The sequence below is a fragment of the Dyella japonica A8 genome (genome assembly GCF_000725385.1).
GTDB classification, from domain to species: domain Bacteria; phylum Pseudomonadota; class Gammaproteobacteria; order Xanthomonadales; family Rhodanobacteraceae; genus Dyella; species Dyella japonica_C.
Genome location: NZ_CP008884.1, coordinates 1,709,586 through 1,732,494, shown reverse-complemented (window position 1 = coordinate 1,732,494; position 22,909 = coordinate 1,709,586). Strand labels below are relative to the sequence as shown.

Annotated in this window: 15 protein-coding genes; 8 read left to right on the top strand and 7 right to left on the bottom strand. The window is 63.1% G+C overall.

The window, feature by feature from the left end; all coding sequences use genetic code 11:
* Window positions 1–3: 3 nt before the first annotated feature.
* Complete coding sequence (locus HY57_RS07115) at window positions 4–924, bottom strand: LysR family transcriptional regulator (RefSeq protein WP_026034115.1); 921 nt, start codon at window positions 922–924, stop codon at window positions 4–6.
* A gap of 102 nt (window positions 925–1,026) precedes the next feature.
* Between HY57_RS07115 and HY57_RS07110 the strand changes: the two genes are divergently transcribed.
* The 6 genes from HY57_RS07110 (at window position 1,027) to HY57_RS07085 (ending at window position 6,785) form a co-directional block, all read left to right on the top strand.
* Window positions 1,027–2,256, top strand: coding sequence for an acyl-CoA dehydrogenase family protein (locus HY57_RS07110; protein ID WP_019466352.1), 1,230 nt, complete (start codon window positions 1,027–1,029; stop codon window positions 2,254–2,256).
* Window positions 2,253–3,320 carry a phosphotransferase family protein gene (locus HY57_RS07105; RefSeq protein ID WP_019466351.1) on the top strand — a complete coding sequence of 356 codons (1,068 nt, stop codon included), beginning with the start codon at window positions 2,253–2,255 and terminating at the stop codon, window positions 3,318–3,320. The genes HY57_RS07110 and HY57_RS07105 overlap by 4 nt, the downstream gene beginning before the upstream one ends.
* 3 nt (window positions 3,321–3,323) lie before the next feature.
* Window positions 3,324–4,013: a histidine phosphatase family protein gene (locus HY57_RS07100; RefSeq protein ID WP_019466350.1), complete on the top strand. Its 690-nt coding sequence runs from the start codon at window positions 3,324–3,326 to the stop codon at window positions 4,011–4,013.
* Window positions 4,014–4,179: 166 nt separating this feature from the next.
* Window positions 4,180–4,950: an SDR family oxidoreductase gene (locus tag HY57_RS07095; protein ID WP_019466349.1), complete on the top strand. Its 771-nt coding sequence runs from the start codon at window positions 4,180–4,182 to the stop codon at window positions 4,948–4,950.
* A 16-nt stretch (window positions 4,951–4,966) separates the two neighbouring features.
* The gene (locus HY57_RS07090; RefSeq protein WP_019466348.1) at window positions 4,967–5,755 is read left to right on the top strand and encodes an SDR family oxidoreductase; all 789 of its coding nucleotides are present in this window, start codon (window positions 4,967–4,969) and stop codon (window positions 5,753–5,755) included.
* A gap of 13 nt (window positions 5,756–5,768) precedes the next feature.
* Complete coding sequence (locus tag HY57_RS07085) at window positions 5,769–6,785, top strand: NADP-dependent oxidoreductase (RefSeq protein ID WP_026034114.1); 1,017 nt, start codon at window positions 5,769–5,771, stop codon at window positions 6,783–6,785.
* 80 nt (window positions 6,786–6,865) lie between these two features.
* On the opposite strand, the gene HY57_RS07080 is transcribed toward HY57_RS07085, so the two are convergent.
* The 6 genes from HY57_RS07080 to HY57_RS07065 form a co-directional block, all read right to left on the bottom strand.
* Complete coding sequence (locus tag HY57_RS07080) at window positions 6,866–7,975, bottom strand: hypothetical protein (protein ID WP_019466346.1); 1,110 nt, start codon at window positions 7,973–7,975, stop codon at window positions 6,866–6,868.
* Between the two features lie 342 nt (window positions 7,976–8,317).
* Window positions 8,318–9,061 (bottom strand): hypothetical protein, encoded by a 744-nt coding sequence (locus HY57_RS21525; RefSeq protein WP_144240788.1) that lies wholly within the window; start codon window positions 9,059–9,061, stop codon window positions 8,318–8,320.
* A gap of 29 nt (window positions 9,062–9,090) precedes the next feature.
* Window positions 9,091–9,582 (bottom strand): hypothetical protein, encoded by a 492-nt coding sequence (locus HY57_RS21520; protein WP_144240787.1) that lies wholly within the window; start codon window positions 9,580–9,582, stop codon window positions 9,091–9,093.
* A gap of 8 nt (window positions 9,583–9,590) precedes the next feature.
* Window positions 9,591–12,104, bottom strand: a complete 2,514-nt coding sequence (locus tag HY57_RS07075) for a transglycosylase SLT domain-containing protein (protein ID WP_019466345.1) — start codon at window positions 12,102–12,104, stop codon at window positions 9,591–9,593.
* A 198-nt stretch (window positions 12,105–12,302) separates the two neighbouring features.
* Window positions 12,303–14,627: a type VI secretion system Vgr family protein gene (locus HY57_RS07070; RefSeq protein WP_019466344.1), complete on the bottom strand. Its 2,325-nt coding sequence runs from the start codon at window positions 14,625–14,627 to the stop codon at window positions 12,303–12,305.
* A 295-nt stretch (window positions 14,628–14,922) separates the two neighbouring features.
* Window positions 14,923–17,607, bottom strand: coding sequence for a M1 family metallopeptidase (locus tag HY57_RS07065; RefSeq protein WP_019466343.1), 2,685 nt, complete (start codon window positions 17,605–17,607; stop codon window positions 14,923–14,925).
* A 540-nt stretch (window positions 17,608–18,147) separates the two neighbouring features.
* Between HY57_RS07065 and HY57_RS07060 the strand changes: the two genes are divergently transcribed.
* Together HY57_RS07060 and HY57_RS07055 are read left to right on the top strand one after the other, a co-directional pair.
* On the top strand, window positions 18,148–20,175 hold the full coding sequence (locus HY57_RS07060) for a tetratricopeptide repeat-containing sulfotransferase family protein (protein ID WP_019466342.1): 2,028 nt from the start codon (window positions 18,148–18,150) through the stop codon (window positions 20,173–20,175).
* Window positions 20,176–20,217: 42 nt separating this feature from the next.
* Window positions 20,218–22,740 (top strand): TonB-dependent receptor, encoded by a 2,523-nt coding sequence (locus HY57_RS07055; protein WP_192813463.1) that lies wholly within the window; start codon window positions 20,218–20,220, stop codon window positions 22,738–22,740.
* Window positions 22,741–22,909 lie beyond the last annotated feature (169 nt).

The following is a 22,909-nucleotide window of genomic DNA, read 5'->3' as shown; positions in this document are numbered from 1 at the left end:
AAGTCACGTCGACGATGCCCGCATGGCGGCGGTAATGGACTTGACGAGACGTTCACGAAACCAACGATGGGCCTGGTCGCCGTCCTTGGAATCGTGCCAGTAGGCCAGGATGGGAATGGCCTTGAGCCGGATAGGCAACGGCTGTGACGCCATGGGCAGCAGCCGGGCGAGGTGATCGGCATAGGCCTTGGGTACAGTCAGCAAGAGGTCGCTGGCGGCGGCGATCTCGCACGCGGAAAAATAATGCTGTGCGACCATCCGCACCTCACGGAACAGGCCGTTCTGCCCCAGCAAGGTATCCAGCGCGCTGGCCTCACCCAGCGGGGACACGGTGACATGCTGCGCGGCAAAGTAATCACCGCGGCGCAGCTGGCCGGCCAGCGGGTGATCACGGCGCATCACCACCGCCAGCGTCTCATCCAGCAGGCGCCGGTGCGAGATGCGCTCGCCGGCCCGCAACGGCCGGTCCACGGCCAGATCCAGCGCGCCGGTGCCCAGCTCGCGCTCCACCTCGTCGGCGGCCACGCGCCGGCTCACCACGCGCACGCCAGGCGCTTCGCGGCCGATGCTCGCCATCAACCCCGGCAGCACGATCGATTCAAGGATGTCGCGAAAGCCAGTGAAAAATGCCATCTGCAGGCGCGAGGGGTCGAACGTCGGCTGCGCGTGGGTGCTCGCCAGCAGCCCCTTCAGGTGCGCCTGCACCGCGGGCATCATCGCGCGCACCTTGTCGGTGGGCAGCAGATGATTGCCCTGCCGCACGAACAGCGGATCGCCCAGCTGATCGCGCAGGCGCCGCAGCGCATGCGTCACTGCCGGCTGGGTCAGGTGCAGCACGCGCGCCGCCGCGCTGACGCCCCCTTGCGTGTAGATCGCGTCGAGGACGCGGAACAGGTTCAGATCGATCCGGCTATCGCGTTCCATGGCCATGCCCATTCACGGGATTAATGCACACCCATAAAGCATATTCATTTCAATAATCGGCTGCACGAGGCGTACGCTGGACCAGAGTTGAGGAGACCCGCCATGGATTTCGCCCCTTCCGAACGCACGCGCGAACTCACCGAACGCCTCAAGCGCTTCATGCGCGAGGAGGTGGTTCCCGCCGAACCGGTCTATGCGTCGCAACTTGCCGGTGGCGCCGACCATCGCCAGTGGCGCCAACCTACGGTGATGGAACAGCTCAAGGCGAAGGCGCGCGACGCCGGCCTGTGGAACCTGTTCCTGCCTGACCTCGACGGCGGCCCCGGCCTGAGCAACCTGGAGTACGCGCCGCTGGCCGAAATCATGGGCCACTCGTTCATCGCGCCCGAGGTGTTCAACTGCAACGCACCGGACACCGGCAACATGGAAGTGCTGCACCGCTACGGTTCCGCCGCGCAGCGCGAACAGTGGCTGGAACCGCTGCTGCGCGGCGAGATCCGCTCGGGTTTCGCCATGACCGAACCTGACGTCGCCTCCTCCGACGCAACCAACATGCGCGCCACCGCCACGCTGGAAGGCGACGAGGTGGTGCTCAACGGACGCAAGTGGTGGACGACGGGGCTGGGCCATCCGCATTGCCGCTTCGTCATCTTCATGGGCCTGAGCGACGCTGGCGCCGACCCGCACCGCCGCCACAGCATGGTGATCTGTCCGCTCGATGCACCGGGCGTGCACATCGAACGCATGCTCCCCGTGTTCCACGACCATGACGAACCCTCCGGCCATGGCGAACTGCATTTCGCCAACGTGCGCCTGCCGGCAACCCACGTGATCCTCGGCCCCGGCCGCGGCTTCGAGATCGCCCAGGGTCGACTGGGCCCGGGCCGCGTGCACCACTGCATGCGCGCGCTGGGCGCGGCCGAGCGCGCCCTGTCCCTGCTCTGCCAGCGCGCCGCGTCGCGCGTGGCGTTCGGCCAGCCGCTGATCAGGCTGGGTGGCAACGCCGACATCATCGCCAACCTGCGCATGGCCATCGAGCAGGCGCGGCTGCTGACGCTCAAGACGGCGTGGACGCTGGACACGCATGGCAGCAAGGCCGCGCTCAGCCTGATCTCGCAGATCAAGGTGGTGGTGCCAGCCGTAGCGCAACAGGCCGCTGACGCCGCCATCCAGATCCACGGCGGCGCCGGGTTCAGCGATGATTTCCCACTCGCGCGCCTCTACGCCCATGCACGCGTGCTGCGACTGGCCGACGGCCCGGATGAAGTGCACCGCGCCGTCGTCGCCAAGCTCGAAGCCAAGGCACAGCTCGCCACGGAGAGCCACGCATGACCGCCACCCTGGACCAGGCACGCGCCGTTCGCGAAGAAGATGCCTTCGACATCGAGCGTGTCGACACCTTCCTCAAGCAACACATCGACGGCCTGGAAGGCATGCCCGCCGTGCAGCAATTCCCGGGCGGCGCCTCCAACCTCACCTACCTGCTGCACTACCCCGGGCGCGACCTGGTGCTGCGCCGACCGCCACGCGGCGCCAAGGCGAAATCCGCGCACGACATGATGCGCGAGGCGCGCGTGATGGGTGCACTGAAAGCCAGCTACCCCTACGTGCCGGCCATTCTGGCGCGCTGCGACGACGAACGCGTGATCGGCCAGGACTTCTACGTCATGGAGCGCCTCGGCGGCACCATCCTGCGCCGCGACCTGCCACCCGAACTTGGCCTCGACCCGGCCGGCGTGCGCACGCTGTGCCTTGGCTTCATCGATCGCCTGATCCAACTGCATCAGGTCGATGCCACGCAGGCGGGCTTGAAGGAGCTCGGCAAGGGCGAGGGCTATATCGCGCGACAGGTTTCCGGCTGGAGCGAGCGCTGGCGACAGGCCGCCACCGAAGGTTCCGACCCGTGCGAGGACGTGATGGCCTGGCTGGATGCCAGCCAGCCCGCGCACGACAACGCCAGCTGCGTCATCCACAACGACTTCCGCTTCGACAATGTCGTGCTGTCCACGGACAACCCGCTGGACATCATCGGCGTGCTGGACTGGGAACTGGCCACCATCGGCGACCCGCTGATGGATCTGGGCAGCTCGCTCGCCTATTGGGTGCAGGCGGACGATGACCCGGTGTTCCAGTCGTTCCGTCGCCAGCCCACGCACGAGGCGGGCATGCTCACCCGCCGCGAGGTTGTCGCAACCTACGGCGAACGCACCGGCATGGACGTCTCGCGCTGGCCGTTCTATGAAATCTTCGGCCTGTTCCGCCTGATGGTGATCATCCAGCAGATCTACCGGCGCTATGCACTGGGCCAGACCACCAACCCGCAATTCGCGGGCTTCGGCGACGCGGCGACGTACATGGGCATGCGTTGCCGCCGGTTGATCGCGGGCAAGGGCTGAGTCATGCGCGAGTTGCTGCTGATACGGCATGGCCAGGCGAGCTTCCACGCGGACGACTATGACCAGCTATCGCCCGTGGGCGAGCGACAATCCACCCTGCTCGGTCAGTGGTTCGCCGAATGCGGTGCCAAGCCGGACCTTGTCGCCATGGGCCCGCGCGTCCGTCATCGCGACACGGCACTGCCCTGTCTACAAGCGGCGGGCGTGGATGCGCGGCCGATCGTAATGCCGGGCCTGGACGAGGTCGATCACGTCGAACTGCTGGCGCGGGTGCGTCCCGATCTCGCCGCACCGGGTGCCCTGTTCGCCGCGATGAAGCGGGAGGCCGATCCGTTTCGCACCTTCCAGCAGCTGTTTGTCGATGCACTCGACCGCTGGAGCAGTGGCGCGCACGATGCGGACTACACGCGCAGCTGGGCCGATTTTCGCCGAGGCGTACTCGATGCCCTGCAACAACTCAACGAAAGCAAGGCGAATACGATCTGGGCATTCACCTCAGGCGGCCCCATCGCCGTCATCGCCAGCGCCCTGCTGCAGGCCGATCCGTCGCATGCCTTCGAACTCAGCTGGTCACTTGTGAACACGGGCGTGACGCGCCTACGGCTAGGCTCGCGCGGACCGAGCCTGGTGACCTACAACACATGGCCACACCTGGAGCGCATGCGGGACGACCAACTAGTGACGCTGCGGTGACCTTGCACAACGCAACAAAGTTTACACACCGTCATTCCCGCGAAAGCGGGAATCCAGCGACTTTCTTCGGGTCTAGCGATGGCCCGGGGCGTAACAAAGGCACTGGATTCCCGCTTTCGCGGGAATGACGGTGAGGAATATTCATCCCAATCGGACATTGGTACCCATGACCAAACCCACCACCTTCGACCTCACCGGCAAGATCGCCATCGTCACCGGCGCCAGCCGTGGCATCGGTGCGGAGATCGCCAAGCTGCTTGCCGCCCATGGTGCGCATGTCATCGTCTCCAGCCGCAAGCAGGCCGATTGCCAGGCCGTGGTGGACGGCATTGTTGCCGAGGGCGGCTCCGCCGAGGCCCTCGCCTGCCATATCGGCGAGATGGAGCAGATCGAGGCGCTCTACGCGCAGGTGGAAGGCACGCATGGCCGCCTTGATATCCTGATCAACAATGCGGCCACCAACCCCTACTTCGGCCACATCACCGACACGGACCTTTCGGTGTTCCAGAAGACCGTCGATGTGAACATTCGCGGCTACTTCTACATGTCCACGCATGGTGCGCGGTTGATGGCGAAGAGCGGCGGCGGTTCCATCGTCAACGTGGCATCGGTGAACGGCGTGGTGCCCGGCTTCCAGCAAGGCATCTACTCGATCACCAAGGCGGCGGTGATCTCCATGACCAAGGCCTTCGCCGTGGAATGCGCCGAACAAGGCGTGCGCTGCAACGCGATTCTGCCCGGCCTGACCGACACCAAGTTCGCCTCCGTGCTGGTCAACACGCCAGCCATCCTCAAGCAGGCGCTGGCGCACGTGCCGATGCGGCGCGTGGCGCAGCCCTCCGAAATGGCGGGTGCCGCGCTCTATCTCGCCTCCGACGCCGCCTCGTACACCACCGGCGCGGTGCTGAACGTGGATGGCGGTTACCTCAGCGTCTGATCCAGGGAACGACGACATGACTTCTGCACATCCCCCGCGCGCCGCTGGCAAACGCGCCTTCGTCACCGGCGCGGCCGGTGGACTGGGCGCGGCATCGGCGCGCATGCTCGCGCGCCACGGCGCCAAGGTCTTCCTTACCGATGTGGATGGCGACGGCGCGGCTGCGGTAGCAGCGCAGATCAATCGCGAGACCGGCGCCACCGTGGCATGGTCGGCCACGCAGGACGTGCGCGACGAGGCCACCTGGGAACGCGTACTGACCGATGCCGTGAAAACCATGGGCGGGCTGTCCGTGCTGGTCAACAACGCCGGCATCGGCTCGCTCGGCGGCGTGGAACGCATCGAGCTGAAGGAATGGCATCGCGTCATGGCGGTCAACGTGGACAGCGTGATGCTGGGCTGCAAGCTCGCCATGCCGTACCTGCGCGACGCGCAGCCGGCCTCCATCGTGAACATCTCCTCGCTGGCGGCGTTCAAGATCGATCCTGATTACACCGCGTACAACACCTCCAAGGCTGCCGTCGCCGCGCTGACCAAGTCGGTAGCGATGGATTGCACCCGGCAGAAGATCGACGTGCGCTGCAACTCGATCCATCCCGCCTTTATCCGTACCGGCATCGTCAAACCGTTCTTCGACAAGCTCGGCGAAGAAGAAGCCACCAAGAAACTGGTGCGCGGCATCCCCATGCATCGCCTGGGCGAACCGGACGACGTGGCCTATGCCGTGCTCTATCTCGCTTCCGATGAAAGCCGCTACGTCACTGCCGCAGAACTCGTCATCGATGGCGGCGCACGTGCCGTCTGACCAGGAGAACCCCATGAGCCTCACCAACCGCCAACTACTGCTGAAGACGCGTCCCGAAGGGCTGGTCAGCCTGGACAACTTCGACCTGCGCGAAACGCCCCTGCCGGAACTCGCCGAGGGCCAGGCACTGGTGCGCGTGCTGTACATCTCCATGGACCCGACCAACCGCGTGTGGATGAGTGACATCCCGCAATACATGCCGCCCGTCGCCATCGGCGAAGTGATGCGCGGCATCGGCATTGGCCGTGTGGTGGCGTCCAAGTCGAAGAACTATGCGGAAGGCGACCTCGTGCAAGGTCTGGTGGGCTGGCAGGACTACGCTCTGATCGACGAAAGCAAGATGGGCTACTGGGTAAAGTTGCCGCCCAAGCCCCCCGTCGCACTGCCCACGCTGCTCGGTGCCTGCGGTTTCAGTGGCATCACGGCGTACTACGGACTCACCGAGATCGCTCCCGTTGAAGCCGGCGAGACGCTGGTGGTATCCGCGGCGGCGGGCTCGGTGGGCTCCATCGCCGGACAGATCGGCAAACTGCGCGGCGCTCGCGTGGTCGGCATTGCGGGTGGCGCGGAAAAGTGCCGTCATCTCGTCGAAGATCTCGGCTTCGACGCCGCCGTCGACTACAAGGCCGACGACTTCAAGCAAAAACTTGTCGCCGCGACACCAGACGGCGTACACGTCAACTTCGAGAACGTCGGCGGCCCGGTGATGCGCGCGGTACTGTCGCGCATGGTCAACGGCGGTCGCGTCGCGCTGTGTGGGCTTATCGCCAACTACGCCAGCGGCGGCAAATCCTCCGACGACTACGGCGTCATCATCGTCAAGCGACTCACCGTGCGCGGCTTTCTCGCCTTCGACTACAAACACCAGGCGGAAGCCGTGAAGGATCTGGTGGGCTGGGTGATCAGCGGCAAGATCAAGGCCGGCGAAACGGTGGCGGAAGGTTTGGAGAATGCACCACTCGTGCTCAACCGCCTGTTTGATGGCAGCCATACGGGCAAGCTGGTGCTGAAGGTAGCTGACGACGGTTGAGGTAACCTGGGATAGTCCAACCTGACCCTAGTTGTAACTCTAGTTGTACTCCTGCGGGGTAGTCCAGACTTTACCCATTTTCAGCCGCCAAACAGCGCAGGATTGTTTTTCTTGAGCTCGCCGTAGGGAATAAACGACCATTCTGGGTTGTCGCAAGCTTTCTCGGCCCGTGCGAAATAGGCGCCGACGTACATGCCCTTTTCGGCCAGACGCCACGAACCGAACTTCCAGACGTCCGGATCGGCATAGTTGCAGCCATTATCGTCGCCAACCGGCATCATTTCCTTTGGGTACAGCCGCTTGAGCAACTTCACCACGGCAGGGCCGAATACCGCGTCGCGGTATTTCATCCAGGCATCCGAGTTTGGGGCAGGCTTCGAACCGATGCCGAGCCAATACACATCTTCCTGAGTGAGCCGCTTGCCGGTCTTCGCATCAATGGTCGTTCCGCCTAAAGCAAAGTCCGGGTGCGCCGCCCCAGCGCAAAACCAGCTATTGGACACGGCGTAGCTCACAAAGCGGTCGTCCAGATAACGGTCCGAGACCTGCAAAGTGTCCGTGCCTGGCTTGCCGGTTTCGTCCGAGCAACCGAAATAGCCACTTAGGTTTTCGTAGAAGTCACTGTCGATCACGTTGTTGATCGACGCGATGACCGGCGCCGGATAGCCACTCACCACACGGAACATCGACACCTTGGAACGCGACTCGGTGTACCACTGGATCACGTATTTGCCACCAACGGTCTCCGTCTTGCCGGGCGCGAAGGTAAGATTCGCCAGCTGCAGCTTCTCGTAGTCATCTAGACCCCGCGAGAAATGCAGGCCCGGCTTGGGTTCGGGCACTGCCCCGGACGGAATGACGTGCAAATCTACCGGCAACTGCTTGCCACTCCCGCTCGTGAAGGCACCCTTGATGCCATCCTCGGCACGGGTCAGCTCCAAGTGGTCCACATCCTTGTCGTCGTTGCCGTAGATCGATGAGCTCAGCACATAGCCTTGCCCATTGAGCTGCCCTCGCAGCGGGATGTCTTGTTTGTACTTCTCATAGAAATACGAACCCGACACCTGGCCATCAGCATTGGCCAGCTTCATCACGACAGGGTACTTTCCAACCGTGCCACGCAGCAGCAACGTCTCCGCATGAAGGCTCGCCATCGTCAAAGTTGCCGCAAGTATGGCGACGTACTGCATAGCTTTTTTCATAGCACCCGACTCATCGACGTCTCGTTTGAAATGAATATGATCACATTTTGGCTAAGTTCCAACTTCTGACATAAGCCATTCAAGACGCGACTTCATCGTGTCCAAGATGCACTTTTCATCGTGACTACAAGCATCGCGTCTCGGATTCCACGCGCGTTGATCGCCAACAGCCCTTATTACATCAGCGTTAGCGTTTTTTGCTTGCTTTATGAGTTGCTGATACGCCTCTGCGACACTTTTATCAAATGAAGCGAGTTCGCAATAGAGCCCTGCTTTTATATGTCGCAGACATGAGTGGATGCCTCATTTAAGATGAGGTGGCTAGGGGCGTCACGGACAAAAGTCTATCGCCTTGCAGGCTACCCATCCCTCAAAGGGTTGGCCGTCATCTCGGACATATTGAACCTTCCAAAACTTCAAATCATCGGATATCGCGACCGGCTTTACGTACTGACCTTTAACAATTGTGTCTTTTAATTCAACCGATCTTTTTGGCATGCGATACAGATGAGTTTTATCCAATACAATAACTCGCTCACCTGTGTGCAAATCCTTTTGCTCTGCTTTTAGCTCTGCCTTAAAAGGTCCATAGAAGAAATCCCCCTGTGGCTCTTTCTTTACGTCCCATAGAAGCCTGTCGTTAATTAAAGTCAGCTCAGCTATCCCGTCTTTTGCGCCAAAGAAGGAATAGAAATGTACAACGGCCTTTCTTCCTGTCGCGCCGGCGCGGCCTGCAATGTTTAATTCTTTTCCACGGTCGTCGCAATCAATTCTGTTGCCAGACTGCAGTATGAAACAGTATGACCCTCGAATTGATCCGTCCTTATCCTCCAGAAGCTGAATCTGCAAAGTCGAATACGGCACTTCCGATCCTGCATGATGCTCAACAAATGACCATCGCCCCGTAAAAGCGCTATTTTCAAGTGCCAGGACGGAAATGCTTACAATTAAACAGCCAAGAGAAAGTATGAAAAGGATTTCCTTTCTAATCTTCACATGCGGACCTGCAAAGGGACTGACAAGTACATCATCTTTATTGGGGCAATGGCATCCTGTTTTATATGCCGCAAACAAGAGTGAATGCCTCATTTGAGATGAGGTGGTTAAGGTGGCGCGATCCCCAGCTTCTTCCGCACGTATGACTTGCCATTGTAGATGTATGTTGCAGACTCTTCTCGCCCCGCAGTTCCACCTGAAATGACTATGTCGACCATGCCTTTATGAATTCCTTTTGATGCAGTTATTGAGTAGCCCCCCGTGCAAAGAAGCACGGAGACTTTGTGTGCACCCATCGCCCCAACTATCCAAATGGGGCCCATCGCCGCTCCCCAACCGCAGCCGTCTGCGGTGGTAACGAACCATGCCCTATTTGATTTATTTTCAGAAAGGCCAAGTTCCACTCCTTTCGTTTGGCAATTTAGTTGTGCAAACACACCGAAGGACTTGCTACGGATCAGCATAGAGTTGATCTCGCTGGGAATGGCCTTTAGCTCAGCGCTCTCAACGGAGGCCAGGGGCACTTCGCAGCGAGATGGCGGACTAAAAAGGCAAGCAACGAGAAAAGCTGAAAAAACTGCTATGAAGCTTAATTTCATACGAGTCCTCAATCCGCAATATTCAAGCAAATGTGACTCAATATGGTGTCAAACCATGGCATCACGCTTGACTCCGATATCTGCCGTCCACCGTAGGCTAATGACGGACCATCATGATGATAGGCGTACGTCATGGTGAACAAGTTGCGTCCTGTCGCACCGCCGTTCTGAGCTAGCCTCTTATTTTCCATGTAATGCTTGACCAGAGCCTCAGCACCCTTCTCAACATCGAAGCGCTGTTCGTCGGAGTTAATACCGTAGGTGCTAGCTGTTTGATCGACAAACTGCCCGAGTCCAGATGCTGACGTTGTCCCCGCAGCTGCATCCGGATTAAACCCGGACTCATGCCTTGCTGTGGCTAAAATCATTGCAATATCTTCTCGACACAGATGACGCGCTTTCGCTTTCTCTACGAGTGCGTCAATCGCCTTTATTTGAACTTGCTTGATTGCATCTCCCGCGCGCCGGCTGTTGCCGGCAAACCTCCCTGAACTACGGTCAATCGGCGTGCGATAGTGACTATGAATAACAATTTGGCTATCGCGGTACTCTGGCGAGGCCCTCTCGACCAAGATTGCGTCGTAGACGATGCACTTGCATGGAGACGCAAAATTCCCCACCAACGCCACCGGATGGATGTGATACACGGCGGGGCTCTCAGGAAACCCTTCCACCTTGCCTCTCACCTCATCCCACCACTGCAACTTTGCGATGCGCTGCATCTCGCACTGCCAGTTCTCACGCGCGTCGCGCATGAACGGCGTGAGCGCCTCCCAGCGGCTCATGCTGCCGCCCCATTCGCTCTCGTAGCGCAGGATGAGATGGCTGATGGCGTGAGCGAGCCACGGGATACGCAAGGCTTCCTGCATGGCGCGTGCGTTTACCGGGTAGTCGGTGAGCAGCCTGTGGAGCACACCCTCGCGCTTGCGCTTGCCGAGGATGGCGGCTAACCGCTGGAACAGTGGGCTGGCCTCCACGCGGGCGATGGCGCCTTGGTATTTATAGACTTCCAACCCTTCCGCCGAGCCGGTGGAAACGAGGTTGCGCTGAAATGCGTCGGCCAGAGCCAGCGTGGTGGCGTCCACCAGTTCGAAACCGGGCCACGCCCACGAGCTTTCCCAGGTGGTGCCGGTGTGCGTGTCGCGGACCCAGCCACGGGCGGCGCGCCCGTCGGTCGTGCCGATCTCGATGCGCCACCAGTGATGGCCCTGGTCGTCGCTGGCGCGGTCGGCGCCGTCGAGCGCATCGAGGGCGGCGCGTGTATAGGTGACGGCCAGTGCATTGACCGGTCCGTTGTCGGCCGGTTGCAGCGGAAAGCGGCTCCAGGCTGGCGTGGTGGCGGTGACGGTGGCCAGTTGCGTGCGCTCGATCCACACCGGCGGTCCATCCGGTTGGTCGATAGGGAGGTTCGGGGTCGGGCGGCCATACGGCTGCACCTTGACCCAATGGCCTTCGGCCGGGCTATCCGGTGTCGGCTTGGCACTGCTGAAGCGCTGGGTATACCGGTCACTCACCTGGCGATCGGCGCGCGAAGGCTCGTTAGTGAGGGTGGCACCCGCCGTGATCAACAGCGTGGTTTTCTGATCGGCCGGCAGGGATGCAGCGCGGGCCCGGCTGCGCGCGAGCCATGCCGCGAAGCCGTCGTCGGCGAACACCTCCAGATGCAGCAACTGACGCGCCGGTACGGGCGGCAGCGGCGATGCGTGTTCGTAGTCGATGTATTCGCCCAGTTGGCCCAGCAAGGTGCCGGCCTTGATCGGAATCGGGGTGGGGGGAATGACAACGCTGCCAACACGGGTCGGCTCCGTGACGGCGTGTTGCTCGTGCAGGTAGATCCAGCCCCAGTCACCGGTCGGTGTGACAGGCGCATCGTTAGGCGCACCGTCGGAGCGATGCCAGGGACCATACAGATCGTCGTCGCCGCCAAACACGCCGCCGCTGTCCGCACTGATCATGGCGCCCGCCGTGATGGCGGCGATATGGCCCCAGGGTCCGCGCTTTTCGTCAATGCGCACTTCGCTGCCCTCAGGCAGAAAGCCGACGAGTTGGCCGGACGTGTAGCGTCCGCGCGCGGCGGGTTTGGGCTCGGTGCGTACGCGTGCGCCCTTGGCGGTGCCGCCGCTTTGGGTATCGGCGTGGCCGATGCGGAACGCTTCCACGCCGATCCACCAGCCCGGTCGCTTCAGTGCCCCATCCGCCAGATAGGTCGACCAACTGGCCAGATGCATGTACAGGCTGTACAGCGTTTGGGCGTCATCGGCTGACGCGCCGCCGCGGGGATCGGGCGGCAAGGTGAGGGTGTGACGCACCAGCACGAAGCCGGTGGAGTACATCGCCCAGTGATTGTCCTGGGTGAAGTGCAGCTTGGGGTAGGTGTCGTCGAGCTTGTAGGCAACGATCTCGCCATCGGCCAGGCAGCGCACACCGCTCGCCTGATCACAGGTGTGCGCGGTGTGGGCACCGAAGTGCACGCCGCCATGTGGGAAGCCGTTGACGCCGAGCGGAAAGAAGCCGTCGTCCATCTGACCCAGTGCGTCGTAGAGCGCTTGTGGCCGGGAGACCTCGGAGCCATCGCGAGACAGGAAAGGGTATCGCCAGGTGAGCGGCGGTGTGCTGTCGGTCGCGGGTAGTGGCGCCGGAGCGGACGAAGGGCGCGATGGTGAGGGCGTCGTCATAAAGGATTCGTTCGATGCTGGAAAAGGACAAAGCGCCTCCGGCGTTTAGCCGGAGAACTTGGAGCCGTGGCGGGTTAGGCCGGCGAGCACCTGTGCTCCTGGCAGCGCAACACTTTTTGTCTCGGAGCACGCGCCCTGTGTCCCCCACCACGCGCACTTTTCGTAGATATCGCCTGGTGTGCCGCTTTCGATGCGGTTGCTGTTGATCTTGATGTACGAGCCGCCGGCGCCGATCCACACTTCGTCTTTGGCGCTGAGGATCAGCCTGCCGTTGCTGCTGGTGATGGTGAGGTCTTTCAGGGCGGCCAGATTCATGTCGTCGTTCTGGGCCTGGATCGTGACCTTGCCTTTGGCGGCAAACAGTTTGATACCCAGCTTCTGCGCGAACAGGCTGATCGCCTCGCCCGCCGCGACGGTGAAATTTTTCAGCACGCCCACGTCGGCGTTGTCGCCTGCGGTGAAGGTGAGGTTTTTGCCGGCGCTGTGCTGGATGGTTTCCGGCGTGGTGATGGCGATGGACGCTTTGGCGGAGAACAGCATCACCGCCTCGTTGAGGTCTTTCAGTTGCTGCTGCAGAACGGCCTGCACCGCCTTGGCGTCGGCGGCGTCGGCCTGGGCGGCCTGCGCGACTTGGGCCAGGCTCTCCAGCTGCGCGTGCGCGGCGCTCAACTGCTGCACCGCCTCCTGCATGTCCAATTGCTTGCCCTGGGCACGCGGACGATCATCGGTGGTGACGAATAGACCTTGGCCCGCCCGCACCGCGCCCTTGGCGGAGGTGCGCAGTTCAAAGCCCTCGCCGCGCGTCTCGCGCTGGCCGTTGACCATCGCGCCGCTCACCATGTGGCCGAGCGTGAGTTGGCTCTTGCCGGCATGCTCGGTGCTGAGCTTGACGTGCTCCTGGCCTTCCCAGTCTTCCATCTGCAGCTTGTTGTCGCTTTGCGTGCGGATGACGTTGCGCGACATCCAGCGATCCTGGTTGGTGATCAGGTCGGTGGCTTGGCTGTGGTGATGGAACGCGGCGATGTAGGGTTTGTTGGGGTCGCCGTCGCGGAAGGCGATGACGGCTTCGTCGCCATCCAGCGCCGGGAAGTGCATGCCGGTTTGCAGCTTGCCGGCGAACGGCTTGGCGAGGCGCAACGGCACGCTTTCGCCACCGGGGTTCCAGGGGTCGAAATCCAGGTCGAAGCGCACGACATACTCACCCGCCTGGGTGAGATAGGCGTACTTGTACTTGCTTGGTGAGGTAACGCGGGCGGAGAGCGTGCCCGGGATGACCGGCCACTGGTCTTCGTGCAACGCCAGACGGAAGCGCCGGTCGGCCGGGATGGCTTTGAAGGTGTTGCGATAGGCCTGATCGCGGGCGCCGGTGTGTTCGACAGCGGTGATCACCATGCCATGGGGTGCATCCGGCAACGCCAAGTCGGTTTGCACGACGCGCGCACATGTCAGCCCGGCGTAGGTGCTGGCGCCGTCGTAGATGACCTGGCCGGCGAGGGCTGCTTCGTGGCGAAGCTGTGCCTCCCATCTCGCCTGCTCCTGGTCGAGATGGCCGGTGCCGTAGACGTAGGGTTGCCCGTAGGTGGTGGGATCTTTGCTGGCGAGGTTGGCGTCGGCCTTGAAGCGCTCCCACGCCTGCCGGGGGTTGTAGTCGGCGACCAGCACGGATTGCGGAACGGTGTACGTGGCGGTGGCAAGCGACAGGATGGCGTCGCGGTTCGTTTCCAGGCCGGCTGATTCGCGGTACGGCAAGGCCAGTGTCGGCTGGTACAGGTAGTGATCGATGTCATCACCCAGCACGAACACATCGCCGTGTTCGCCGGCGAGGAAATAGCTGTAGATGCCCTCCTGCTCCATCAGAAGACGGAGGTAATCCCAGTCGCTCTGCTGATATTGCAGGCGAAATGCGTGCGTGGGGTACGTGCGGCGCAGCTTGAAGGCGAACTGATGGCCCTGGAGGCCGTGGCGGCGCAGGATAGCCTCGATGATTTGCGGGGCGGTCTGTTGCTGAAAGATGCGCGAGGCGCGGGTGAGCTTGAGGCGGGCGACGTGGGCCTCGATGACGAATACGTAGGTGACTTCGTCGCGGGTGCGTTTGAGCTGGCTGAAGCCGGTGATGCAGCCTTGCCACTGGCGCGGTTCACCCCCAGCCGGTGCCATGCGGAAGGTGGCATCTTTGCCAAGGTAGTCCTGCCGCGACAACGCCTCGGGATGGGTCAGCGTGAGCTCGATGTGGTAAGGCTCGCCGAGCGCTTCCTTCAGCGTGAAGCGAACCAGCGAGAGCGCGCTGGCGCCTGGCGTGCCGGTAACGTCAACGAAGTACTGCTGCTGGCCGGGAATGAGCGTGGCGAGTCGGTCGATGGCGTCCTGCATGGCCGGGTTTCCTTGAGCGTGATCGAGCGAGATGTTTCGCGCGCGATCCTCCCGTGGCCGTGCGCGATGGAAGAACGACCTTAACGTGACTGGGCGTCGCCATCGGTACACATGGCTGCTTTTCGCCTGAATTTCAGAACTTCCCCACGCAACCCGCGCAGGGCTGACGGGCGCGCACGGGGCGCTCGCCCAAGCCTGGAAGTCCGTTTGATGTCTTTGTCTTGATCCTTGGGAAACGCCCAAAAAAAACGCCGGGCGGTTTGCACCGCCCGGCGTTGATGGAACCCACTAACGATCAGCGAAGGATGACAGCCGGATTCTGCTTCTCCACCAGTGCCGAGCACAGCACGGTGGCTTCACTGGTCTGTGCCAGGCCACGTTCGGCGCCGCTCACCTGCTTCGCGCGATCCTTGAAGAAGGCCTGCAGGCGATCGGCTTCGTCCTGCGAGCAACCGCCGCCGCCCACAAGGTCAGGCAGACGGCCGCCGGAGAAGCTGCCGGTGCGCTCCACGATCTTGTCGTAGTTGGTGGTGGCCCACTGCCATGCCGCATCGCGCTCGGTGCGGGTGTCGCGGCCGCCGCGCAGCAGCATACCCATCTCGCCCACCTTCACCTTCTTGTCGAGGGCGAAGTTGCGCACCTGCTGGGTCAGCGCCGGATCGTTCGCTTCGGCGAGGCCATCGAGCATGGCGTTGCGCAGGGCCGGGTCGCTGGTCTGCGGCAGTTCGGCGATGAGCGCATCCACCGCCGGCTTGCCGCGCTCCTGCACGGCCACGGCGAGCGCGCTGCCGATCAGGTCCGGGTCGGCGGCGGCGAGGTCGAGGCGGCCATCGGCCTTGCGCTTCAGCGCGGCGTCGCCCTGCTTGAGCAGTTCGGCTCGCACTTCCGGCAGCTTCACCACCAGCGCGAGTTCATCGGCCAGGGTGTTGCGCAGCAGCGAGTCGCTGTCCGCCTCGTTGGCCTTGCGGTGGTAGCCGAGCTGGGTCATGCGCGGCAGATAGGCTGCCTTGGCCCACGCGGCCAGCTTGGCGCGTTGCGCGTCGGTCTGTGCGAGGTTGCGATAGATCCAGTTGAAGCTGCTCAGCGGCGCAATGGCCACTTCGCGCGTCTTGGACGACGTGAGCGGCTTGAGCGCGGCGAGCACGTCGCCCGCATCGAGGTCGCCATGCTTGAAGCTGGCGTTGACGGCGTCGGCGTAGGCGAGCTGTTCGGCATCGTCGAGCTTGCCGATCTGCTTGCCGAGGCTGCCCAGGTCGTTCTTCGCCATGGCGAAGCGGTAGTAACCCGTAGCGTTCGCATTGGGCAGCACCCAGGTGCCCTTGCTGGCGCCTTCGAGCACCATGGAACCGGTGGCCTGGTTGAACAATTCGCAGCTCACCTTGCTGCCGCTGGCGGTGCCGTAGCGCACGCACATCGGCACGCCCCACACCTGCTTGGTGTCGCCCTTGCTGCCGTAAGGCAGGTAGCGGCTCTGGCTGAGCTTGAGCACGGTCTTGCCGCCTTCCTGGCTCAGCTCGGTCTGCACGTAGGGCACGCCAGGCTGGTTGAGGAAGCTCTTGAACGCCTGCTTGAAGTCGTCGCCCTTGTCGGCGGCCTTGGCGATGGCGTCGATCAGGTCGTCGGCGGTGGCGTTGCCGAACTTGTGGTCCTGGATATACGTGCGCATGCCCTGCTGGAACGTCGGCTCGCCGACGTAGCCTTCGAACATGCCGAGCACCGCCGCGCCCTTCTGGTAGGTGATGCCGTCGAAAGCGGTTTCGATGTCGCCATTGCCGGTGATCGGCTGGCGGATCTTGCGCGTGGTGACCAGGCTGTCGCCGTTCATCGCGCCCTGCGCGCCGCGCACGCGGTCGAGATCGGCACGGTATTCCGGGTGCACCTTCTGCGTCACCTTCTGCTGCATCCAGGTGGCGAAAGCTTCGTTGAGCCACAGGTCGTCCCACCAGGCCAGCGTGACGGTGTCGCCGGTCCACTGGTGCGCGAGCTCATGCGCGGTGACGTTGAACGAACCGCGCACGTAGTTGGCCGAGGAATCCGGATCGATCAGCAGCAGCCAGTCGCGGAAGGTGACCAGGCCCGGGTTTTCCATCGCGCCCGCGGAGAAGTCCGGCGCGGCGAGCAGGTCGAGCTTGTCCCACGGGTAGCCGAAGCCGTAGTAATCCTCCAGCGTGTGGATGATGCTCGGCGTTTCGCCCAGCACGTGTTGCATGCGGTGGCCTTCGCCCTTGGCGGCGATGCCGCGCAGTTCCAGCTTCTCGCTGCGGTACTGGCTCGGCAGGATGTCCAGGCCCTTCACCACGTCCCACGGACCCACGCCGAAAGCCACGAGGTAGGTCGGCAGCGGCTTGGTGGTGGAGAAGGTCAGCTTCTTCCAGCCCTTGCCGGCGGTCTCTTCCTTCACCTGCTTGGTGTTGGCCACGCCCACTTCGTCGTCAGGGATGGTCAGGCGGATGTCGAAGGGCGTCTTGAAGCCCGGTTCGTCGAAGCCGGGGAAGGCGAAGCGCGCGCTGATGGGCTCCATCTGCGTCATCGCATACGGCTGGCCCTCGTGGCTGACCTTGTACAGGCCCTGCAGCTGCTGGTTGAGCGGCGCGGTGTAGTCGAAGGCCAGGGTCAGTTCCTGCGGCTGCAGGGTGCCGCCAAAGTCGATACGCACCACACCTTCCTGCGGTGCCACTTCCACGTATTTCGCCGCGTGCTTCTTGCCGGCGGCGTCGGTGACGGCGACCTTGCCCACCTTCAGTTCGCGGCCGTGCAGCCACAGGTGGTCGGAGGCCTGGGTGAGCTTCACCTTGATGACGGTGGTGCCGGAGAAGTCTTGCTGGCGCGGATCCACCTTGAAGTCGAGCTGGTAGGACTCCGGCTGGGCCCAGCCCGGCAGCCTGCCGTGCGGCTGGTCATCGGTGGCCGGCGCGGCCAGGGCGGCGCCGCAGCAGGCAGCGAGTGCGGTGAGAACGAACGGGCGGACAAGACGACGCATGCGAGGGAGCTCCCCTGGGGAAAGACAATCGCTCACGCTAGGTGCTGCCATGACGAATGACCCAGTGCCAGAAGGCATAGCCTTCCCCGTCCTTGCGGGGCGCGGCCTATCGAAAGCCCCGTGTCAGGCCCGGTTAACGCGCAACCGTGATCGCCGTCGCTGCTTCACGCAGATGCCCCCGCCCTCCGACATTTTCCGATACCCACCCGCCAAGGCGGGGCGTAGGGTGGACCGCAAACCAGAACAACAGCGGGCGTGAGATGAACCTTTCTTGCGGGCATGGCAGGCGATACCACCGATCGTTGCACACACCCTTCGCCACGCCACCGGACGCCGCAGGCGCCCGCCAACGCCCCCACCGAATACCGCTCGCCGGCTGATCACCCCGCTCGCTTCATCAGGGCGCCAAGCATTGCGCCTGATGGATGCCCTTGTTTTGTCCAGGAGTCGCAATCGCCCCATGCCCCACGCCGTACCTGCGCCGCTTCGCCAGATAACCTGCCTGGAAAGACCCCTCGCACCGCCATCGGTGCGCGGCGCATGAGGGCTCCCGACGACGCCACCGGCACCCTGCAACAAGCGCTGCAACACACGGCGCGCCTGCTCCAGAACCAGCCGGCGCTGGCCGCCGAGCAAGCCGCGGAAATCCTGAAGGTCGTACCGGAACACCCTGCGGCGCTGCACCTGCTTGCGGCGGCGCGATCGGCGCAAGGCGACACGCAAGCGGCCATCGACATCCTGACGCCTCTTGCCCAGGCGCAGCCGACGTGGTCCTTCGCCCATGCTGATCTCGGCGTGGCGCTGGCCAGCGCGGGACGCCACCACGAAGCCATCGAAAGCCTGCGCAGGGCCGCCGCACTGAAAGCCGACTTGCCGCAGGTATGGCGCGCACTGGCAGACAGCCTGCACGCCGTGGGCGATCACGCCGCAGCCGATGCTGCCTACACGCAGCACGTCCAGCACGCCACGCATGATCCGCGCCTGCTGGCCGCTGCGGCGGCGCTGGCCGAGAACCGCCTGCCCGACGCGGAAACCCTGCTGCGTGAGCAACTGAAGCAGGCACCCACCGACGTCGCCGCGCTGCGCATGTCCGCCGAGGTGGCCGCGCGCTTTGGTCGTCACGACGAAGCACGCCAGCAGTTGGAGCATTGCCTGGCCCTTGCGCCGAGCTTCGATGCGGCGCGCTTCAACCATGCGCTGATCCTTCATCGCAGCAACCAGCCCGAACAGGCGCTGGCGGAAATCGACCGGCTGCTGTCCACGGAGCCGGCGCATGCCGGCTATCTCAACCTGAAGGCCGCCGTGCTGTGCCGCATCGGCGACTACGAGCCGGCCATCCGCATCTATGGCGAGCTGGTAGCCAGTGATGCACGTCATCCGCGCGTCTGGATGAGCTATGGGCATGCGCTCAAGACCGCCGGCCACGCGGATCGCGCCATCGAAGCCTATCGCCGCGGATTGGCGCTGGAGCCGTCCTGCGGCGAGATCTGGTGGAGCCTCGCCAACCTCAAGACGTTCCGCTTTGGCGGCGACGACCTCGCCACGATGCGCCAGCAGTACGCGCGCCATGATCTGAACGAGGACGATCGCCTGCACCTCGCCTTCGCCATCGGCAAGGCGCTGGAGGATGCCGCCGAATACGAACCGTCATTCCAGCATTACGCCCAGGCCAATGCGCTACGGCGCGGGCAGCTTCGCTATCACGCCGAGGATACGAGTGCGCGCGTGCGCTATATCCGCCAGCGCTACACGCACCAATTCTTCGATGCGCGCGCCGGCATGGGCAGCGAGGCGCGCGACCCCATTTTCATCGTCGGCCTGCCGCGCGCCGGCTCCACCCTGATCGAGCAGATCCTGTCGAGCCACAGCCAGGTGGAAGGCACGATGGAGTTGCCGGAGATCACCTCGATCACGCGCGTATTGCGCGAGCGCGGCGAGGCGGAAAGCGACGCGCCCTACCACGATGTGCTGGCGACGCTGGACGCGGCGGCGCTGCGCGATCTTGGCGAGCGTTACCTGGCCCACACGCGCATCCAGCGCAAGACCTCGGCACCGCTGTTTATCGACAAGATGCCGAACAACTTCATGCACATCGGCCTGATCCACCTGATGCTGCCCAACGCCAGGATCATCGATGCGCGACGCCATCCGCTGGCGTGCTGCTTTTCAGGCTTCAAGCAGCATTTCGCGCGCGGCCAGAGCTTCAGTTACAGCCTGGAAGACATCGGGCGCTATTACCGCGACTACGTGTCGTTGATGGCGCACTACGACGCGGTGTTGCCGGGCCGCATCCACCGCGTCGTGTACGAACGCATGGTCGAGGACACGGAAGGGGAGATCCGGCGTCTGCTCGACTACTGCGGCCTGCCCTTTGAAGCGTCCTGCCTGCGGTTCTTCCAGAACGACAGGCCGGTGCGCACCGCAAGTTCGGAACAGGTGCGCCAGCCGATCTACCGCGAAGGCGTGGATCACTGGCGGCACTACTCGCCATGGCTGGCACCGCTGGAGGAAGTATTGGGGCCGGTGCTGGGGAGCTATCCCGACGCACCGGCGTGCGAGGCGACATAACAGATAACCATCAGTCGCCGTTTTTGTTGGGGAGGGAAGTCGATGCACAAAGTCAGGCTGAGGGGGCCGACAAGTACGCGGCACATCACGTTGTCCCGGTTGCCGCTGGCGGCGGCGATCTGCCTTGCCATGGCGTCACCCGCCGTGGCGCAGGACGCCGGGCAGAACCCGGCCAGCAATCCGGCACCGGGCCCGCTGGAGAAAACCAAGACACTGAGCGCGGTGACGGTCACGGCGCAGAAGCGCGAGGAAAACCTGCAGAAAGTGCCGATCAGCCTGCAGGTGCTGGATACGGACAAACTGCAGGAACTTCACGTCCAGAATTTCAACGACTATGTGAAATACCTGCCCAGCGTGTCGTACCAGACGTACGGCCCGGGCTTTGCGCTGATCTACATGCGCGGCGTGGCCAGCGGCGGCGACGGCAACCATTCCGGTTCGATGCCAAGCGTGGGCGTGTACCTGGATGAGCAGCCGATCACCACCATCCAGGGACCGCTCGATGTGCACATGTATGACATCGCGCGCGTCGAATCGCTGTCGGGCCCGCAGGGCACCCTGTATGGCGCCAGCGCCGAAGCCGGTGCGATACGCATCATCACCAACAAGCCCGACCCCAGCGGTTTCGCCGCCAGCTACAGCGCGGGTGTGAACTCCGTCGATCACGGCGGCGTGGGCTATACCGCGGAAGGCATGGTCAATATTCCCATGTCGTCGAACGCCGCGATTCGCCTGGTTGGGTGGGACGAGCACGACGCGGGGTATATCAACAACGAAGTAGGCTCCCGCACGTTCCCGACCTCGGGCATCACGGTGAGCAACGCCAAGGGCTGCTCCAACCCGCCCAGCCTGGTGTGTACCGGCCAGGCCAAGAAGGACTACAACGACGTCGACATCCAGGGTGGCCGCCTGGCGTTGAAATACAACATCAACGACGACTGGTCGATCAGCCCCACCGTCATGGGGCAGCACACCATCACCAACGGCAACTTCGCCAGCGACCCGCAGGTGGGCTCACTGGCATTGACGCACTACTACCCCGACTACGCCAATGACCGCTGGGTGCAGGCGGCGCTGACGGTGGAAGGCAAGATCGGCAATTTCGACCTGACTTATGCGTACTCGCACCTGACGCGCAGCCAGGAAGAAGACAACGACTACAGCGACTACTCGTTCTGGTACGACACCATCGCCCACTACGGCGCTTACATCCAGGACAACGCCGGCAACCTGATCAACCCGTCGCAGTACATCCAGGCGCACAACCACTACACCAAGCAAAGCCACGAGCTGCGTATCGCCTCGCCGGCGGACGAGCGCCTGCGCGTGGTGGGCGGCGTGTTCTTCCAGCGGCAGGTGCACGAGATCCAGCAGGATTACCTGATCAATGGCCTGGCCAATTCGCTGTCCGTACCGGGCTGGCCGAACACGCTGTGGTTGACCCAGCAGGAGCGCGTCGATCGCGATGAAGCGTTGTTCGGCGAGCTGTCGTACGACTTCATTCCGGAAACGCTTATCGGCACCGTCGGCGGGCGCTGGTTCCACACCAACAACAGCCTGAAGGGCTTCTACGGTTTCAGCGCGGGCTTCTCGCCCACGTCGACCTATGGCGTGGCCGGCTGCACCTCGTCGAACCCGTTCCACGGCGCGCCGTGCATGGATTTCGACAAGGCCACCAAGGAGACCGATTCGCTGGGCAAGGCCAACCTGACCTGGCAGATCTCGCCGGACAAGATGATTTACGGCACCTGGTCGCAGGGCTTCCGGCCCGGCGGCATCAATCGCCGTGGTTCGCTGCCGCCGTACAAGTCGGACTTCCTCACCAACTATGAGCTTGGCTGGAAGACCACCTGGTTCGACCACCGGCTGTCGTACAACGGCGCGGTGTTCCGCGAGAAATGGAAGGACTTCCAGTTCAGCATCCTCGGCGCCAACGGCCTCACCGAAATCCGCAACGCGGGACAGGCGCGCATCAACGGCATCGAGCAGGACGTGAACTGGGCGGCCACGTACAACCTGCAGATCGGTGCGGGCATGGCCTACTACGACGCTAAGCTGACGCAGGACTACTGCGGCTTCACCGACACCAGCGGCAACCCGATCTCCAACTGCCCCGCCGGTTCGATCAACCCGATCACCGGTGCCGTGGTGACCGGCCCGCTAGCGCCCAAGGGAACACGCCTGCCGGTGACGCCGAAGCTGAAGTACAACCTCAACGCCCGCTACACCACCAACATCGGCGACTACGAGGTGTTCGGGCAGGTCGCGGTGGTGCATGTGGGCGAGCGCAGTTCGGACCTTCGCGTCTTCGCCAACGACCTGGTCGGCAACATGCCGGCCTACACCACGGCGGATTTTTCCGCTGGCGCGAAGTACCACGGCATGTCTCTGGATCTGTACGTCAACAACGCCTTCGACAAGCGGGGCCAGCTGTTCCGCTACACCGAATGCGCCGCCGCGACCTGTGCCGCCCACAACGTGGTGCCCGGGTATCCGGACGGGCAGGTCTACACCGTCATGAACCAGCCGCGCACCGTGGGTATCCGCTTCAGTCAGGAGTTCTGAGCAAAAAAACAGTTGTCACCCGACCTTTGCCCCGGTGCATGCCGGGGCATTTTTTTTGCGCGGCTACCATGATTCGGCGGCTGTTCTTTCGCTCGTCATCCCAGCGAAGGCTGGAGGCGATCTTCAACAGTCTTATGGCTGGTCATCCAGCGACTTCGTCTTTGCCTCG

Excerpts from the sequence above, each read along its gene's own strand:
- HY57_RS07115 (WP_026034115.1), bottom strand. The coding sequence starts at position 924 with ATGGAACGCGATAGCCGGATCGATCTGAACCTGTTCCGCGTCCTCGAC.
- HY57_RS07110 (WP_019466352.1), top strand. The coding sequence starts at position 1,027 with ATGGATTTCGCCCCTTCCGAACGCACGCGCGAACTCACCGAACGCCTC.
- HY57_RS07105 (WP_019466351.1), top strand. The coding sequence starts at position 2,253 with ATGACCGCCACCCTGGACCAGGCACGCGCCGTTCGCGAAGAAGATGCC.
- HY57_RS07100 (WP_019466350.1), top strand. The coding sequence starts at position 3,324 with ATGCGCGAGTTGCTGCTGATACGGCATGGCCAGGCGAGCTTCCACGCG.
- HY57_RS07095 (WP_019466349.1), top strand. The coding sequence starts at position 4,180 with ATGACCAAACCCACCACCTTCGACCTCACCGGCAAGATCGCCATCGTC.
- HY57_RS07090 (WP_019466348.1), top strand. The coding sequence starts at position 4,967 with ATGACTTCTGCACATCCCCCGCGCGCCGCTGGCAAACGCGCCTTCGTC.
- HY57_RS07085 (WP_026034114.1), top strand. The coding sequence starts at position 5,769 with ATGAGCCTCACCAACCGCCAACTACTGCTGAAGACGCGTCCCGAAGGG.
- HY57_RS07080 (WP_019466346.1), bottom strand. The coding sequence starts at position 7,975 with ATGCAGTACGTCGCCATACTTGCGGCAACTTTGACGATGGCGAGCCTT.
- HY57_RS21520 (WP_144240787.1), bottom strand. The coding sequence starts at position 9,582 with ATGAAATTAAGCTTCATAGCAGTTTTTTCAGCTTTTCTCGTTGCTTGC.
- HY57_RS07075 (WP_019466345.1), bottom strand. The coding sequence starts at position 12,104 with ATGGACGACGGCTTCTTTCCGCTCGGCGTCAACGGCTTCCCACATGGC.
- HY57_RS07070 (WP_019466344.1), bottom strand. The coding sequence starts at position 14,627 with ATGCAGGACGCCATCGACCGACTCGCCACGCTCATTCCCGGCCAGCAG.
- HY57_RS07065 (WP_019466343.1), bottom strand. The coding sequence starts at position 17,607 with ATGCGTCGTCTTGTCCGCCCGTTCGTTCTCACCGCACTCGCTGCCTGC.
- HY57_RS07060 (WP_019466342.1), top strand. The coding sequence starts at position 18,148 with ATGAGGGCTCCCGACGACGCCACCGGCACCCTGCAACAAGCGCTGCAA.
- HY57_RS07055 (WP_192813463.1), top strand. The coding sequence starts at position 20,218 with ATGCACAAAGTCAGGCTGAGGGGGCCGACAAGTACGCGGCACATCACG.